The 16,150-nt window shown below is 47.3% G+C and carries 16 protein-coding genes; 10 read left to right on the top strand and 6 right to left on the bottom strand.

What is annotated here, in order from left to right; genetic code table 11:
• Positions 1-333: 333 nt before the first annotated feature.
• The 3 genes from KS4_RS03725 to KS4_RS03715 all read left to right on the top strand — a co-directional run bounded on the left by KS4_RS03725 (position 334) and on the right by KS4_RS03715 (position 2,298).
• Positions 334-1,158, top strand: coding sequence for a YdjY domain-containing protein (locus KS4_RS03725; protein ID WP_145074815.1), 825 nt, complete (start codon positions 334-336; stop codon positions 1,156-1,158).
• A gap of 165 nt (positions 1,159-1,323) precedes the next feature.
• The gene (locus tag KS4_RS03720) at positions 1,324-1,560 is read left to right on the top strand and encodes a hypothetical protein (RefSeq protein WP_145074812.1); all 237 of its coding nucleotides are present in this window, start codon (positions 1,324-1,326) and stop codon (positions 1,558-1,560) included.
• Positions 1,561-1,824: 264 nt separating this feature from the next.
• A complete protein-coding gene (locus tag KS4_RS03715; RefSeq protein ID WP_145074809.1) occupies positions 1,825-2,298 on the top strand; it encodes a hypothetical protein in 474 nt (157 codons plus the stop codon).
• A 126-nt stretch (positions 2,299-2,424) separates the two neighbouring features.
• Here KS4_RS03715 and KS4_RS03710 read toward each other — a convergent pair whose 3' ends face one another.
• Both KS4_RS03710 and KS4_RS03705 read right to left on the bottom strand, forming a co-directional pair.
• Complete coding sequence (locus KS4_RS03710; protein ID WP_200761536.1) at positions 2,425-2,964, bottom strand: carboxymuconolactone decarboxylase family protein; 540 nt, start codon at positions 2,962-2,964, stop codon at positions 2,425-2,427.
• An 84-nt stretch (positions 2,965-3,048) separates the two neighbouring features.
• Complete coding sequence (locus KS4_RS03705; protein ID WP_145074803.1) at positions 3,049-3,576, bottom strand: peroxiredoxin; 528 nt, start codon at positions 3,574-3,576, stop codon at positions 3,049-3,051.
• Between the two features lie 358 nt (positions 3,577-3,934).
• On the opposite strand from KS4_RS03705, the gene KS4_RS03700 reads away from it, so the two are divergent.
• Positions 3,935-4,762, top strand: coding sequence for a helix-turn-helix domain-containing protein (locus KS4_RS03700; protein ID WP_145074800.1), 828 nt, complete (start codon positions 3,935-3,937; stop codon positions 4,760-4,762).
• Positions 4,763-4,835: 73 nt separating this feature from the next.
• On the opposite strand, the gene carB is transcribed toward KS4_RS03700, so the two are convergent.
• Positions 4,836-8,285, bottom strand: coding sequence for a carbamoyl-phosphate synthase large subunit (gene carB / locus KS4_RS03695; protein WP_145074798.1), 3,450 nt, complete (start codon positions 8,283-8,285; stop codon positions 4,836-4,838).
• 383 nt (positions 8,286-8,668) lie between these two features.
• Here carB and KS4_RS03690 point away from each other — a divergent pair, with 383 nt between their 5' ends.
• A complete protein-coding gene (locus KS4_RS03690; protein ID WP_145074795.1) occupies positions 8,669-9,181 on the top strand; it encodes a metallophosphoesterase in 513 nt (170 codons plus the stop codon).
• On the opposite strand, the gene KS4_RS03685 is transcribed toward KS4_RS03690, so the two are convergent.
• On the bottom strand, positions 9,178-10,278 hold the full coding sequence (locus KS4_RS03685; protein WP_145074792.1) for a hypothetical protein: 1,101 nt from the start codon (positions 10,276-10,278) through the stop codon (positions 9,178-9,180). The two genes, KS4_RS03690 and KS4_RS03685, sit on opposite strands and share 4 nt — an antisense overlap.
• A gap of 158 nt (positions 10,279-10,436) precedes the next feature.
• On the opposite strand from KS4_RS03685, the gene KS4_RS03680 reads away from it, so the two are divergent.
• Genes KS4_RS03680 through KS4_RS03670 form a run of 3 tightly spaced genes read left to right on the top strand, consistent with a single transcriptional unit; the run spans position 10,437 to position 12,217 of the window.
• Positions 10,437-10,748 (top strand): tetratricopeptide repeat protein, encoded by a 312-nt coding sequence (locus KS4_RS03680; RefSeq protein ID WP_145074789.1) that lies wholly within the window; start codon positions 10,437-10,439, stop codon positions 10,746-10,748.
• Between the two features lie 17 nt (positions 10,749-10,765).
• Positions 10,766-11,473 carry a zinc ribbon domain-containing protein gene (locus KS4_RS03675; RefSeq protein ID WP_145074787.1) on the top strand — a complete coding sequence of 236 codons (708 nt, stop codon included), beginning with the start codon at positions 10,766-10,768 and terminating at the stop codon, positions 11,471-11,473.
• Between the two features lie 33 nt (positions 11,474-11,506).
• Positions 11,507-12,217 (top strand): hypothetical protein, encoded by a 711-nt coding sequence (locus tag KS4_RS03670; RefSeq protein WP_145074783.1) that lies wholly within the window; start codon positions 11,507-11,509, stop codon positions 12,215-12,217.
• Between the two features lie 44 nt (positions 12,218-12,261).
• On the opposite strand, the gene KS4_RS03665 is transcribed toward KS4_RS03670, so the two are convergent.
• The gene (locus KS4_RS03665; protein WP_145074781.1) at positions 12,262-12,783 is read right to left on the bottom strand and encodes a KdsC family phosphatase; all 522 of its coding nucleotides are present in this window, start codon (positions 12,781-12,783) and stop codon (positions 12,262-12,264) included.
• Positions 12,784-12,933: 150 nt separating this feature from the next.
• Here KS4_RS03665 and KS4_RS17460 point away from each other — a divergent pair, with 150 nt between their 5' ends.
• Entirely contained in the window at positions 12,934-13,425 is a 492-nt protein-coding gene (locus KS4_RS17460) for a DUF2867 domain-containing protein (protein WP_200761535.1), read from the top strand.
• A gap of 7 nt (positions 13,426-13,432) precedes the next feature.
• Here KS4_RS17460 and KS4_RS03655 read toward each other — a convergent pair whose 3' ends face one another.
• A complete protein-coding gene (locus tag KS4_RS03655) occupies positions 13,433-14,506 on the bottom strand; it encodes a KpsF/GutQ family sugar-phosphate isomerase (RefSeq protein WP_145074775.1) in 1,074 nt (357 codons plus the stop codon).
• Positions 14,507-14,671: 165 nt separating this feature from the next.
• On the opposite strand from KS4_RS03655, the gene KS4_RS03650 reads away from it, so the two are divergent.
• Positions 14,672-16,099, top strand: coding sequence for a segregation and condensation protein A (locus KS4_RS03650; protein ID WP_145074772.1), 1,428 nt, complete (start codon positions 14,672-14,674; stop codon positions 16,097-16,099).
• Positions 16,100-16,150: the final 51 nt, after the last annotated feature.

The following is a 16,150-nucleotide window of genomic DNA, read 5'->3' as shown; positions in this document are numbered from 1 at the left end:
ATATTTCGACTTAACAGACATTAGGTGATCATATATAACAGCTCAAGAATCAGAGTAGAAATCTTTCCACATTAATTATTCAATGATTGTTCACACCAATTGCTATAAATGTCTATTGCGACTTTATTAAGCTTTTTTGCAATAACTCACTCATTTTCTTTGCCTGAGCAATACATTCATGAGAATACCACTTGCAATCCAATCAGGCTAACCTATCATATGGCCAGTTGCCTTGAGCAACACAGATTTGCCCCCGGAAAGGTTCGATTAGGGTTCTCCTAATCGGGCCTTTTTCCTTTTCATCTTTTCGCCTCGTGCGATACACTTCGAACCATGAATCAAGGTATTACGACAGAACGATTTCAGATGATTCCGCTTTTATGTTTCGTTTTATTTGTAATCGCATTGCTGAGCGGTTGCGCCTTAGCGCCTACGAAAACTGCAACCGTAGAAGCTACTACCGATCGCCAAAGCAAAGCGTCATATCAACAAGAGACTAATAACCACACCGACCCTAAAACGCTTGTTTTACCGGGAATTATTGCCAATTTAGAAACAAGAACTGTAACCATTAGCGGCCAAGTTTGCTGGGAACTATCTGACGTCTGCGATTGGCTTGAGCTTCTTGCATGTAATCCGAATACACGTGAATACGAGTCACTGGTTGTAACGGACGCCCTACCCTCACACCTTCATTTAGCGCTCGTTTCGATCGGACTTAAGCCAGGCAAACCGCAGAAGCTAATCCGCGAAGAAGATGGCTGGAAGGTTTACCCAGCGACAGGTGATCGAGTGGAAATCGAATTGACGTATACCGATCCCAAAAGCGGCGAATTCGTGAGAATTCCTGCCTCCGAATGGATCATTGGGAGAACCGACAAGCAAATCATCTGTAGCAGGCAATGGGTCTTCGCGGGCTCAGCTTTTGCGGAAGATTTGGACGGCCAGCCAAGATATATGGCCGATGAGAATGGGACATTCATTTCACTGGTCAGTTTTGGCGATGATGTTATTTCAAGCGAGGACGGGCCATCGAGTGCAAATGATGGTCAGACTTTACAACCCAATATTGCGTTGATTCCCCCTAGAGGCACGCCGGTCAATATCGTACTGCGTCCAGCAGAAAAGGTCAGCCAAACAGCCAAAATCGCCAAATAGCTGGCATTTCAAGCATATATTATGACTAAAAGTCACTATTTGCGACGCCTTGTTGGTAGGTATGTTTTTGGGCAAAGAAACCTGCCCCAATGTCAGGAAATACATTTGACAAAATATCATTTTATGAGGACAATTGGCTCGTCAATTCATCGAAAGGCGTGCTTTATGACAAAGACCTTGAAGACGGTTTCAGCTTTATGTGTCCTCGCAGTTGTCGCGGTTTCTTTGACCGGCTGTGGTACTATGACTCCCGAACTGATGTCAGGCACTCAAGCTGCTGGCGATATGCACTATAAGTGGTCGCGTGTTATGGACAATAGTTCACGCACAGCTTGGAACGATTTCGAACGACTCTTCTTCCTGGATCAAAATTCCCAGGCAAATCCATTCGTTTCGCCATAACTTGGCAACATGAGTGTATTTTAATAGACGATTGCTTAAGCCAGTCCTTATCAAAGGACTGGCTTATTATTGGACTATCATGTTATATAGCTATTTTCCCTAGGCAATCTCAGATGGACACTTAAGACATATCAAATATGAGTCGATAACAAAGGTGCAGTTATGTGACTCCAGTATTGGGGCGGGGACAACCATGGCCGTTGTAGGCATGAAGCGAAGGCTAGAGCAGAGCCGGCTTGATGCGTCAACTACCGGAGCACCAGCATGTTCAAACGATCCCCAGAAGAACTCCTAGATGAGCTTGGCAGACTTGAGAACGTTCGTATGGTTCAAGAATCCTCACCATGTAGCCGTCACTACGATCGGTACGTTGTGAGAGGTGAAGCTGAACTTCATCCTATGAATCGCAGCAAGCTCGACCCGACACCAATCGAAATACAACTACGTGATATTGGCCGCGGAGGCCTAGGCTTTATTTGCCAAGAAAACCTACGCGCCGGCTCAACATGGCGAATTTGCTTTACCAAACGCGGCTTTGTTGTTGGACAACAGGCAGTGCTTGTAAAACATGTCCATGAAGTGGATGATGGTTTATTTCTAGTTGGTAGCCAATTCATTATCGACACTGGCCTACTTGCACTACTCGGCGTTGATCCAGCAGAAATCGACCGAGAAGACTCAGAGGCTAATGCAGAAGATGAGGACATATCATTCCTTCCACCTGCAGATGTCGCGTAATGCCAACATGAGGACACAATAAAAGCCACACTTAATTGCGTGGCTTTTTATCTATTCCCCTACACACGACTCCTTGCATGCATCTCCTCATGCTGGGTTTCAGGGTTATCTATTTTATCTCGCAAATCATGAAACATGAAGTGCAATCGATACGCCATGTATGATTGCGGCCAAACGCGCAGCCTCATGCACATGCTCTTCGGACAGCCCTTCTTTAAGCACACTCGCTTCATGAGCTTTGACGCACATTTCACAGCCAGCCAACACTGCGGCAGCAGTTGAGTTTAACTCAAAATCAAGTTTACTTGTTGCAGGTGTCATCATACGCTGCATGCGAAGCCGAGCAGGTTTTTTCATATAAGATTCCTTACCAATCAAATGCTTGAATCGGTAATACATGGTATTCATACCCATAATAGAAGCTGCGGCCTTAGCGTCACTAATAACCTCATTCGATACCGATGATGCTTCAGCATCAGATTCAAAAGCATCGATAAGTGCATCATCTTTAATAAAATACGCACTGGTTAAGATTACTCCCCACGTCTGTGATTCAGAAAGCACTCCGCCTGCAAAAATGCCAGAAAGATTCAATTTCAAATCTTTGGCTTCTTCTGACAATTGCTCTTTTATGGCTTCAATTCCACCCGATTGTATAGTTGCCATCATTTCTTCCTTATCGATACTTATACGATGTGAGTAAAAAATATGCCGATTTCCGTTAAAAAATCGGCACTAAATTTTGCGAAATTATACCTGAATGAAGCCATCACCCTTGCTCCAATTACATGGGCAGAGTTCGTCAGATTGAATTGCGTCGAGAACACGAAGTACTTCATTGACATTGCGGCCAACAGACAGGTTGTTTGCTTGCGCCCATTGAATCACGCCATGCGGATCAACAATAAAAGTTGCACGTAAGCATACACCTTCTTCTGCATCTAATATCCCCAATTCCGTCGCAAGCTTTTGAGCTGCAATAAGCGGGTATGGCAAATCTCGAAGATCCTCATGACTGTTACGCCAAGCAAGGTGCGAAAATTCATTGTCAGTTGAACCACCAAATACAGTGCAATCGCGATCGTGAAATTCAGAAAGACGACGGCCAAATTCTGCGATCTCAGTTGGGCAAACAAATGTGAAGTCCTTGGGGTAGAAAAAGAAAACCCGCCACTTATCACCATCACTTGAATTATCAATTGTAATTAAATCATCCGGCGTGTTACCGACACATGCCTTCGATGAAAAAACTGGAAAAGCGTCACCTACGGTTAACATGATTATTCTCTCTCGTTGCTGGAGTTTTATCGTTTGCTAGCGGAATTCACCTGACCCGCTGTTTTGTGTTCCTGCTGCCCAACAGCTTCGCAGAACAATTTATTTCGTCCCACACACTATCATCGGACAGCTTGCTTACGACGAAGTAAATGTAGGCTGTCGAGACGATCACGTCAACCGTTATTTAGAAATATTCTAAATAAATTATCTTTATAAACTAGTATTTAACATAATCGCTCATGCAGCAGGCAGAGCCTGAAAATTCTATTTGACATTTTCGACTAACAAGCGCATTATTCAGCTATTATCATTGCTTTCATTGTGCATTATCAATTACCACTTCAATAGGATATTTCGTATGCTTGGCTATATCGGATTAGGCACAAGACATTACGGCGATTACCCCACACAACCCGTCACGCGCGCTTTATGGGAATTCCAGGCTGTCGTAGAGGGATATGCGGCCCCACTGCTCCCAGAAAACATGAATCCCGACCTCAAATCTCACACGATGTGGGTTTTTGCACCTCATCAACTACATGGCTGGACAGGGCTACCTAACACCGGTTGTCGAGTATTTGTCGCACAATTTGATCAAGTACCCGATGCACTGAGACACCACGTCACAGATAATGGCCCACTCTGCGCACCACTTGGCCCAGAACAATCACAAGCTTTATACCAGAGCATCAGGGAGGTCGTACCTGATTACGAATACCCGACAGGGCTCTCAAATATGCGGTTCGACAAGTTGCTTTTAGAACTCTCATTGAGCGCATTAAAAGACGTCCCGATGACAGCCTCCATAACGCCAGAAAAAGAATCGCACCGCAAGGTTGCTCATGCACTGTCATGGTATGCTGAAAACCTTGCATCCAATCCATCTGTTGAAATCGTTGCCGCTGCAGTACGTATCTCGCCCTCACATTTACGTAGATTGTTCAACCAGGTTGAATCCCAATCTCCAATTGCGATGTTCAAGCAAATCCAAATAGGCAGAGCAAAAGAATTAATGTCTCAGACTAATCTGCCTTTAAGAGATGTTGCCAGGGCGTGCGGCTTCTCGGAACAAAGTATTTTTTCACGTTGCTTCAAACAGCAAACAACACTTACCCCACGTAACTGGAAAGCGCTGCACCGCAAAGATGAAACAATAGAGGGGCCGGGAATTATTGAGGACAAATAACAAAATCAGCGTAAGTTGAAAATTAAAAAAGACAGGCTTAATGCCTGTCTTTTTTGTTACATGATCTTCATGATTACCGTTCCCGAGCAACCTCTGGGAAATAATCTTGCAGTGCATTAACCTGCCAATCTTCATTCCTCAAAGCTTTGATCGCCGCCACGGCCGCCTTTGCTGCGGTCAACGTCGTAATCATACCTGTGCGGAAACGAACTGCTGTTGCACGGAGATGCCCTTCATCTGAACCTGCACCCTTTCGCGTCGGCGTATTCAAGATCAGCGCGATCTCTTCGTTCTTGATTAAGTCGACTGCATTCGGTCGCCCCTCTGAAATCTTACGCAAGCGTGTGGTTTCAACACCCTGTTCTTTCAAGAACTCATGCGTACCGCCCGTCGTCAGGACTTCAAAACCCATATCGACAAGATCGCGTGCAATTTCAACAATGCCTGGCTTGTCTGAGTCCCTCACTGACAAGAATATCTTGCCTTCCGTCGGAAGTGTCACACCTGCCGATGATTGTGATTTCGCGAAAGCCGTCGGGTAATCGTAGTCAGCACCCATGCACTCGCCCGTAGAACGCATCTCTGGGCCGAGGATCACATCAACACCAGGGAATTTGGAGAACGGGAACACTGATTCTTTAATCGAAGTATGCGTCGGTATCACCTCTTCGGTTATACCCAACTCTTCAAGCTGCTTACCAGCCATAACCTTTGCAGCCAATCTCGCCCATGACACACCTGTCGCTTTACCAACAAACGGTACAGTTCTCGATGCACGCGGATTCACTTCAATAACATAAATCTCGTCTTCTCCCGAAACCGTACCCTTTCGGATCGCCCATTGCACATTCATCAAACCACGCACACTCAGGGCTTCTGCCATATCACGTGACTGCTGCTTCAATTTTTCGATTGTTTCAGCCGACAGCGAGTGCGGCGGAATCGTGCAAGCTGAGTCACCGGAGTGAATACCAGCTTCTTCAATATGCTCCAGCACACCACACACCAATGCTCGGCATGATTTACCTTCACTGCCAGCAGCAGGAGCAAAGTCAGCGATCACGTCAATATCACATTCAATCGCTTCAGCCAAAAATTTATCAACGAGGATCGGCTGCCCTTCAAGATCAGATGCACCAATCGCAATCGTCATGTAATGACGTAGCTGATCGTCATCATAAACCGTTTCCATCGCACGACCGCCCAGCACAAACGAAGGACGCACCAGCACCGGATAGGAAATACGATTCGCAATCTCAATCGCCTGATCAACATCGTATGCAATACCGTTATCAGGCTGCTTCACATTCAACTTATCACATAACTCAGCAAATCTTTCACGATCTTCAGCAAGATCGATCGAATCGACCGCAGTACCAATCACCGGCACACCTGCCCGCTCAAGGCTATGCGCCAAGTTAAGCGGAGTTTGACCACCAAATGACACAATCACGCCATGGACTAAGTTTTTGCTATCAGAAGCTCCAAACGCACCCCCATTCAAACGCTCACAGATGTTCAGCACATCTTCAAACGTCAATGGCTCAAAGAATAGCAGATCACTGGTGTCATAGTCCGTCGAAACAGTCTCTGGATTTGAGTTCACCATCACTGCTTCAAACCCAAGCTCCTTCGCTGCAAACGCAGCCTGGACGCAACAGTAATCAAATTCAATCCCCTGCCCGATGCGGTTCGGACCACCGCCAAGAATGATGACTTTTTTCTTATCCGTAACACGGATCTCATCGTCATAAACTTGTGTCGAACTGCCACTATCATCTATTTGCGTAATAGGCGATTCATAAGCCGAGTAGTAGTAAGGTGTACTTGCTTCAAACTCTGCCGCACAGGTGTCAACCAATTTATACACAGGCTCAACGCCCAGTGATTTGCGGTATTCACGCACCTTCAAAATGTTTTCTGTCCCGATTGTATCGAGATACAGATACGCCAATTGCGGATCACTATAACCCCATTGCTTTGCTTGCTTCATCACTTCCGCTGGCACGTCTTCCAACCTTTGATAGCTACAAAGCACGTCCTCAAAATCAATCAATTGCTTAAGCTGATCCAAGAACCACGGATCAATGCCCGTCGCTGCATTCACTTCTTCGACCGACTTCCCCATCTTGAACGCATAACGCAGGTAGTACATACGACCTTGTGACGGGCTTGCTAATTTTCGCTCAAGTTTCGTCGCCTTAATCGGCCACTCAATTGGCGAATCATCCGCATTCTTCTTACCGCGTGATGAATTCAACCACTTATCATTCGCATCAAGACCAATGCCAAACCGCTTCACTTCCATCGAGCGGATACCTTTTTGCAGCGATTCTTTGAACGTACGTCCAATACTCATCGCCTCACCAACCGACTTCATCTGCGTTGTCAGTGTCTCGTCTGCTTCTGGGAATTTCTCAAACGTCCAACGAGGAATCTTCGTCACAACATAGTCAATCGTTGGTTCAAAGCATGCTTTGGTTTCACCTGTAACATCATTATCCAATTCCCACAGCGTGTAACCGACTGCTAACTTAGCCGCCAACTTTGCAATCGGGAATCCTGTAGCTTTGGAAGCAAGTGCTGAAGAACGTGACACGCGTGGATTCATCTCAATCACCACAATCTCACCATCAGCCGGATTCACACCAAACTGCACGTTCGAACCGCCAGTCTCAACACCAATCGCACGCATAATTGCCAGCGACGCATCGCGCATTCGCTGGTATTCTTTATCCGTCAGCGTCTGAGATGGTGCCACAGTGATTGAATCACCTGTATGTACGCCCATCGGATCAAAGTTCTCAATTGAGCAGATCACGACACAGTTATCATCCTTGTCGCGCATCACTTCGAGTTCATATTCTTTCCAACCAAGCAACGATTGGTCAATCAAAATCTGACTATTCATCGATGCGTCTAACCCACGCTTAGCGATGTCTTCAAATTCTTCATAGTTATATGCAACCCCACCGCCTGTTCCACCGAGCGTGAACGCCGGGCGTATAATTGCTGGCAAGCCGACTTCTTCGAGAATCGCTCTCGCTTCATCCATCGTTTCTGCAACGCCTGCTTTTGGACACTGCAAACCGATTGATTCCATGCACTCTTTAAACTGTAGCCTGTCTTCAGCACGGTAGATCACTTCGCGGTTCGCACCGATCATTTCAACGCCGTACTTATCAAGCACACCCGCATCAAACATCTGACACGCACAGTTAAGTCCTGTCTGTCCACCGAGTGTTGGCAATAGCGCATCAATGTGGAACGGCCCATCCTGCTCTTTCGCAATAATCTTCTCAACCGCTTCCGGCGTGATCGGCTCAATATATGTCCTGTCCGAAAACTCCGGATCGGTCATAATCGTCGCCGGGTTCGAGTTAATCAGCACGACGTTGTAACCCTCTTCTTTGAGAGCCTTACACGCCTGTGTCCCTGAATAATCGAACTCACAGCCCTGGCCAATCACAATAGGGCCTGCACCGATGATCAGGATCGTTTTGATATCTTCTCTTTTTGGCATGTTTCACCTGTAAGAACAGCACCAGCGCCACAGCGCCCAGCTTTCGGGAACATTAACTCAAACCAATCGCCTACAAATCAGCGCGAACAAATCGCGCACCGATCGAGACAATTTTCACCTAAATTTGATGAAGTTTACCCATTTGCCCCTCAAATGGCGAATCAGACGCCCTTTTCACCCCACTATACACACCATTTCGCACATCTTATTAATCGAATCATCCCATCTCCCCCATCTTTCCCTCCTTCAACCATTGCACGCAAGACTGTCCCCCATTGACCTCTCTGCCATCTTGAATAGCATTGTGCATAGTTAGTCACAATCTCTCCCGCTCCTCACCCCTCCATTTCACACCCTCGCAAACCCCGTTTAAGGAGCCTCCCATGAAAATCGGCGTTATTAGCGATACACACGACCGCCTCCCCACATTCAAGAAAGCCATCGCGTTTTTCCGCAAGCAGAACGTTGACGCTATCTTTCATGCCGGCGACTACGTCGCTCCCTTCGCCGCAAAGCTCATTGCCCCCTCAGTTCTCCCCATCCCCCTTTACTGCGTCTTCGGCAACAACGATGGCGAACGCAAGGGCCTCAAATCTGTCCTACCCGATCTCGAAGACCAGATCACCGTCACACTCCACAACAGAACCATCGTCATGTCGCATTTCATCGATTGGCTCAAAACCGATGACATGACCCCAAATAACAAACCCGCCGACGTCATCATCACCGGCCACACCCACGAAATCGTCAACGAAACCCGCACCCTCCCCGGCCACGACTCCTCAACACTCTTCCTCAACCCCGGTGAATGCTGTGGTTGGCTCACAGGCCGCTGCACCGTCGCCATCCTCGACCTAGAAACCGTCACCGCCGAAATCATCGACATTGACGACTAACCCCCACCGAAACTCTGAAATCTGAATTCAGTACTATCAAACAGGCCTGACGACTGGATATCTTTCAAACTATTTAAGCCATAATCCTGAATATTATGCTCCAACATATCATTTAAAACATCACGATGGCTACCTAATGACTCCCACCAAGAAGGATTTAAATAAATATTCTCCGCTAATATAATTGAAGATTGCAACAGTACATCAAAACCAAGCAATTTAGTTTGATCAACAAACGAATTCACAAAACTTTCTGACGCCCCACAGAAGGACGAATTCCACCCCAAAACCATACAACCCTTTTTTCGTTCCAAGGGGATTGTTGAAATCATTACACGATCCGAAAAACTGCTAAGATCTGATAGCTCTAGTAATTGTCGCCCCTCAAAATCATATTCTGGGCTAATCACAGCTGAAACATGAAATGGCGATTGTTCGTTGTACTCAATTACAGTAAAGGCAAAATTCTTTGGTATTACGCCTTTTGATATGCTGCTGTCCATCCATCGTTTTAATATTTCCAGATCATGGATTTTTGATTTTGTTTCCGCGTTATATCTTCTCACATTTTCATGAATTGTTAATTGTTCTCTATAGTGCTGGCCTCTGCAGCAAAGATCTCGATAATCATTATTTATCACAGCCCCTCTACTTTTATACAACTCAAAACATAATGCTCGAAAACACATCAAGAAACACTGCATAGGACTTGCAATAAAATCAACATCTTCAATTGGCTTAAAAATCGCTTTATCGTGGTGCTGGCAAAAACCATAAAATGTCGAAGCTTTGTTTATTCCAATTTTATCAAACCGTATATGATTATTGTATTTATCACCAAATTTCACACCGATAACATGCCCATTATCCGCAATAAATGACAAGCTACCCTTTTTCTGTATTGTATGTGACCTAATGATCTTACCATTACATTTTCGTAGAAAGTCGGGCGCGTAGCATACGCGTTCTTGAGGAACATATTGATCAACATTATGCAAATCTCTATCAGATGGCTCTTGCATACCCTCAAATTTTGTGTGACATTGGAAATATTTTTTACCTGATCCGCAAAAACAAAGTAATTCAGAATGCGACATTTTTTCAATCTCGCTAAGCGACTAATTATTATGGATCGAAACAAACTGTAATAAAAGAACAATTCGCAATGTACTTAAAAAAATATCAACTGTTAAATGTAAAACACATAACGTTTTCATTTCTATTCAATACATTGTGAATGCATTATAATGCCCGCATGAGTGATCGCTTAAATCAATTGCAAAAAATGTTCGATGCCGACCCGACTGACCCTTTCGTCACTTACGGCATCGCCCTCGAACACGCCAAAACCGAAGATTTCCAAACCGCTATCGATTGGCTCGACAAAACCCTCGACCTCGATAAGCACTATTGCTACGCCTATTTCCAAAAAGCAAAAATGCTCTCTGAGCTTGGCGAAGACCACGACGCTAAATCCGTCCTCAATCTCGGCATCAAAATGGCCGTCGAATCAGGCGATGACCACGCCGCACAAGAAATCAACGACCTGCTAGAAATGATGGAGTAACCCAAAAGTGAGGCAACATGAAAATCCAATGCGAAAACTGCAATAAAGCAATTCCTTCCGATGACATCAACATCGAACACATGATCGCTAAATGTAACGCATGCGATTCAATTTTCAGCATCACCGATCAGCTCCCCGATACAGAAGAAGGTATTATCCAAACCAAGCACACTGTCGATAAACCCGCCTTCCTTAAAATCGATCCACATTCTCACAGCTTTCGTATGATCCACCGCTGGTTCAACGGCGGCGCCTTCTTCTTCCTTTTCTTTGCCCTCTTCTGGAACAGCATCGTCAGCATCTTCGTCTATCAGGCTATCAAAGACATCGCCACGGCCCAATCGCTATCCGACGTCGATTGGTTCCTTCCCCTTTTCATGATCCCATTCATCTGCGTTGGCATCGGCACTTCCTACTCTGCAATCACCGGCCTCTTCAACCGCACCATCTACTCACTCGACGCCAATCAGCTCCGCGTCTCACACGGCCCATTCCCATGGTTCGGCAACAAACGCCTCGACCCCGCCCAAATCAAACAATTCCACGTCAAGAAAAGTGGCGTTACCGTCAACGACATGCCCCGTTACAACGTCTTCGCCATCATGATCGAAGGCAAAGATCAACTCATCGCCGCACGCCTCGCAGAAAAATCCCACGCCCTTTACATCGAGCAAGAACTCGAACGCCAAACCGGCATCTCCTCACTACAAACAGTCGGCACATAATTATCGCCCCCAATCCTCATCTGGATCGGCAACATGAATATCACCTGCCCAAATTGCAAGCACCCTATCCCTGCCTCAAACTTAGATATCGCAACACTCGATGCTTCTTGCCTCAACTGCCTAAAAAACATAAATCTTAAGAATTACATCCAAACTGCTAATCAAGCCAACAACCTTCCTCTCCAACCGCCAACCAACCGTATCATCGTCAACACCATTGAAGACACCTGCGTCATTCAATACCGTTGGCCACGACTACAATTCTTCTTCGCCGTCATCATCACGCTATTATGGAACGCTGCCGTCGGCATCCCCATCTGGCAAGCGATCGCAAACAACCAACCCATCTTCACACTTCAGTTCTTTCTAGAAAACACCTTCCTATTGATCTTTTGGATCATAGGCTTATTTTTGATCTACGGCACAATAGCCTCCATCCTCAACACAACCACTCTCACACTCTCTCCTCTCGGCCTCACTAAGAAAGAATCACCTCTACCCCATATAGGCAAACAATTCTTCCCAGCCAATCAAATCAACTTCTTCTACTATGCCATCCAAGATAATGGTGATAAAGACACCGCTTTTATCAACGGATTCGCATATAAACCCCAAATCAAAACCATCGCAGGCAAGACGTATAAATTATTCTCTCCTTACGCCACAGTCGAAGAATCTCAATACATCACAAAGTTGCTCAACCAACACCATAAATTATTTGATGTATCAAACAAACATCTCTAGCCATTAGATCGTTGCCATCTCTAAAGCAATGCTTCGATAAACCATCACACCGATTTCCTTGCCCCACCATACGTCTCAATCACCCGATGCCACGTCCCCTGCGTCTTGAGAATCATTTCAATCGCTTCACGCACCGCCCCTTCACCGCCTTTATTGATCATCACATGCTTCGACAAGTCCTTCACTTCTTGCACCGCATCAGCCACCGCAATCGGATACCCCACCAACTTCATCGCAGACATATCAATCACGTCATCACCCACATACGCGACCTCTTCCAATTCACAGCCCGCAGCTTCTGCTAATTTCTGGACAGCCACCGCCTTATCGTGAACGCCATAGTGGTAGTAATCACCCATCCCTAATTCCGCAACCCGTTTGTGTACCACCTCAGACTCACGAGCTGTAATCACACCCACCTTAACACCAGTCAGCTGAGCAGCTTTAATCCCAAACCCATCCTTCACATTAAACTTCTTCAGTTCATTACCCTGATTATCATAGATAATCTCACCAGACGTAAGCACGCCATCCACGTCACATACAATCAATTTAATCTCGCGCATCAGCTAACTCGCTTATCTCATTTCAATTTATTAATTCACGCAACATATACATTATCGACAATAAACCATTATACTTCCGCTAAGAAATGTCAGTTTTATTGCTTAGGCTGTCTGTTAAGTAATTCTACTTGGTTCACAAGGAGTTGCACATTGACGCATCCAATCAATCCCATCCTCGAACCTTACCTCCAAGGCGCAAATCACGTCGACCGCAAGCATACCACCTGCAATCTCACCCTTCGCCAATTCATCCTCGGCTTCATATCCTACTCTCCGTGGTGGCTCAAAATATTCTATAAAATACGTCTCATTCTCACTACCCTCCTCCGCCTCAAGACCGGCCATCCAACGATCACCACCATCACATCTCCGCAAGATGTCCCCTTCACCCCCAACCAACTCGCCCTCTTTTTCACCGTCCGAGAAGCCCAGGAAGATCAGTACTGGATTGTCGAAGCTCCCGAAGATAACCACCTCGCTGCTTGGCTCGCTGTCACAACCGATAATAAAAGCCACTTCACCGTCACCACCGTCGTCAAATACAAGCACTGGACCGGCCCCATCTACTTCAACCTCATCCGACCATTCCACCATCTCGTCGTCCGCGCAATGATGAACGCCGCCTGTAAACAAAAATACTAATCAGCACTTAACCCTCGATTACTTTCAAAGCAATCAAATCCTGCACGTCCACCAGCCCAACAGGTCGATTCGCACCGTCTACCACCGGGATCTCATCAATCCGTAATTCACGCACCAGATGCACCGCATCACGCACAATCGAATCACTTCCCAGCTTTCGCGGCTCTTTCGTCATCGCATCCTTAATCATCGTACCTAACGCTTGATTAGCCCCCTTCATCGCCAACCGCCTGAAGTCCGCATCCGTAAATATCCCCGCCAGCTCTCCTATATCATTCACCACCAAAATCGCACCTGTCCGACGGATCTTTCGTTTCGCTGCGAATGCGTCCGCCTCCTCAAATGCTTCTCGAACACTCGCCGCCTCATTCACCAGCGGCAAATTCTCTCCCACCTTAAACCGCATCGCCTGGACCACCGGCATCAGCTGCCTGCCCAAGCCACCTCCCGGATGCACGCGCTTAAAATCATCTACCCCAAAATCACGACGCCGCGACACCGTTAACGCCAGCGCATCCCCCAACGCCAACATCGCCGTCGTTGAAGCTGTCGGCGCTAAATTCAACGGACATGCTTCTGTAATATCACCCACTTCCAACACCACCTCTGACAATCTTGCCAACTCACAATCATCCGTCCCCACCATCGCGATCACCGGCACATCATCCTGCCTCAGCAGTGACGCCAACGACACAACTTCCTCCGTGTTTCCGCCATATGATAAGATCATCACCACATCACCGCGTTGCACTTTCCCAAGATCACCATGCATCGCCTCAGATGGATGCAGGAAATGAGATGCCGTTCCCGTCGACGCAAATGTCGCGCTAAGCTTCTGCCCAATCAGCCCTGATTTCCCCATCCCAGAGATCACCAACGACCCACCGTTCGATGCACCCCCGACCCCCGACATCCAGCCTCCCGTTTTTTCAAGCACCAACTTCACTGCTGCATGAAACGCATCCCCCAACACTAACCGCCCGATCGTTTCCCGCTCGACCCGCAACACTTCCTCAGCAAAACGCTGATCGTTCGACTTATTCCCCACACCATCACACGTTTCTTTTGGCATCTCAGTCATGAATGGTTCATCCAGTCTCAAGGTTGATTCAAAGCACCATTATACACCCTGCCGCGCTTCACTCACCGCCCCACCCCTCATTCATCGCCATAACGCGCTTTTCCACCATAATCCCCCCAAATCTGCCCAGCATCACCCCCAAAAATCCGCTAAAATTACTCCCCTATGATCGAGCAAGCCCCCGACAATCCACCCACCCCCAAACAAGCCCCTCAGCCCACCTCATCACCCGCGCCTAATCAGGCCGATCCCTCTCCCGCCTCACCTCAAGCCTACAAAGTCCGCCTCGACGCCTATTCAGGCCCGCTCGACCTACTCCTCTATCTCGTCCGCCGCAACGAAATCGACCTCTACGACATCCCCGTCTCCGAACTCACCGAACAATATCTTGATCACATCAAGGTTATCCAAACCTTCGATGTCGACCGTGCCGGCGAGTTCCTCGTCATGGCCGCCACCCTCCTCGAAATCAAATCTCAACTCCTCGTCCCACGCATCGACGAAGCCATCCGCGAGCGCTCCGGCGAAGAAGAGCTCACCGAAGAAGAACAAAACCGCCTCGACGAGTCCGACCCACGTTACGAACTCGTCCAGCAACTCCTCGCCTACAAACGATTCAAAGACGCATCGATCGAACTCGAACACCGCGAATACGAATGGCAAAACCGCTTCCAGTCCGCCCCCAAAAAGGCCATGGAAGACCCAGACGCGCAGCCCGAAGAACCTGAAATCGACCTCGCCGACATCAATGTCCTCGACCTCTGCCGCGCCTTCGGCCGCCTCCTCGACTCCATCGGACGTAAAAACTTCCACGAAGTCACCTACGACGACACACCCATCTCCGTCCATGCCGACGACATCTACGACCTCCTCGCATCCGACGGCCCCATGTCCCTCCAACAAATCTTCACAGGCCGCACCAACCGTTCCGAAATGATCGGCCTATTCCTCGCCACACTCGAACTCGCACGAAACAACCGCGTTACCATCCGACAAAACGCCGCTAAAGACGACATCGAACTCGTTCCCATCCCCGTCGAGGATCAAAACAAATCACTCGAAGACATCGATGCCTCAGAAAAATGGAAAAACCCCGAAACAGGCGAACTCGAATACGGTTGGCCCGACCTCCTTGGTTTCCAACATCACATGCGCCGTGAAAAAATGCGACGCACCGCAGAAGCCAAGCAAAAAGCCGAAGAAACAGGCGAAAAATTCAACGCAGCCGCATGGAAACGCGATCTCCGCCAATGGGAACGCGAGCAGTACCTCCGCTATGGTTTCCCTCCTCCTGTCTACAAAGAATCAAAACGCGCCAACCCCTTCGCAGCTAAAAACGCCCAAACTACAGGACATAATCCTGCAGCCGATCCCAATGGCGATGCAACCCAAGACGATGAATCCCCAGAAGATGACCATGAAACAGAGGGAGGATGGCTCAGCGAGGATGAAGAGGAATTCCTCCCCGAAGACCAGGACGCTCAACTCGATGAAATCGAGCGCAAACTTCAAGCCCACCGCCAGCGTAATGACGAACAAGACGCCGCTGATAAATCTAAGCAACAGTTAGATAATAATGAAGAGCAACAATAACATCTTTATATAACAAAGCACGCCCCCTACGACGTGCTTCGTGAACCACTG

Source organism: Poriferisphaera corsica (assembly GCF_007747445.1).
In the GTDB taxonomy this organism is placed as follows: domain Bacteria; phylum Planctomycetota; class Phycisphaerae; order Phycisphaerales; family Phycisphaeraceae; genus Poriferisphaera; species Poriferisphaera corsica.
The sequence above is the reverse complement of the archived record's forward strand: the minus strand, read 5'-3'. Positions and strand labels throughout refer to the sequence as shown.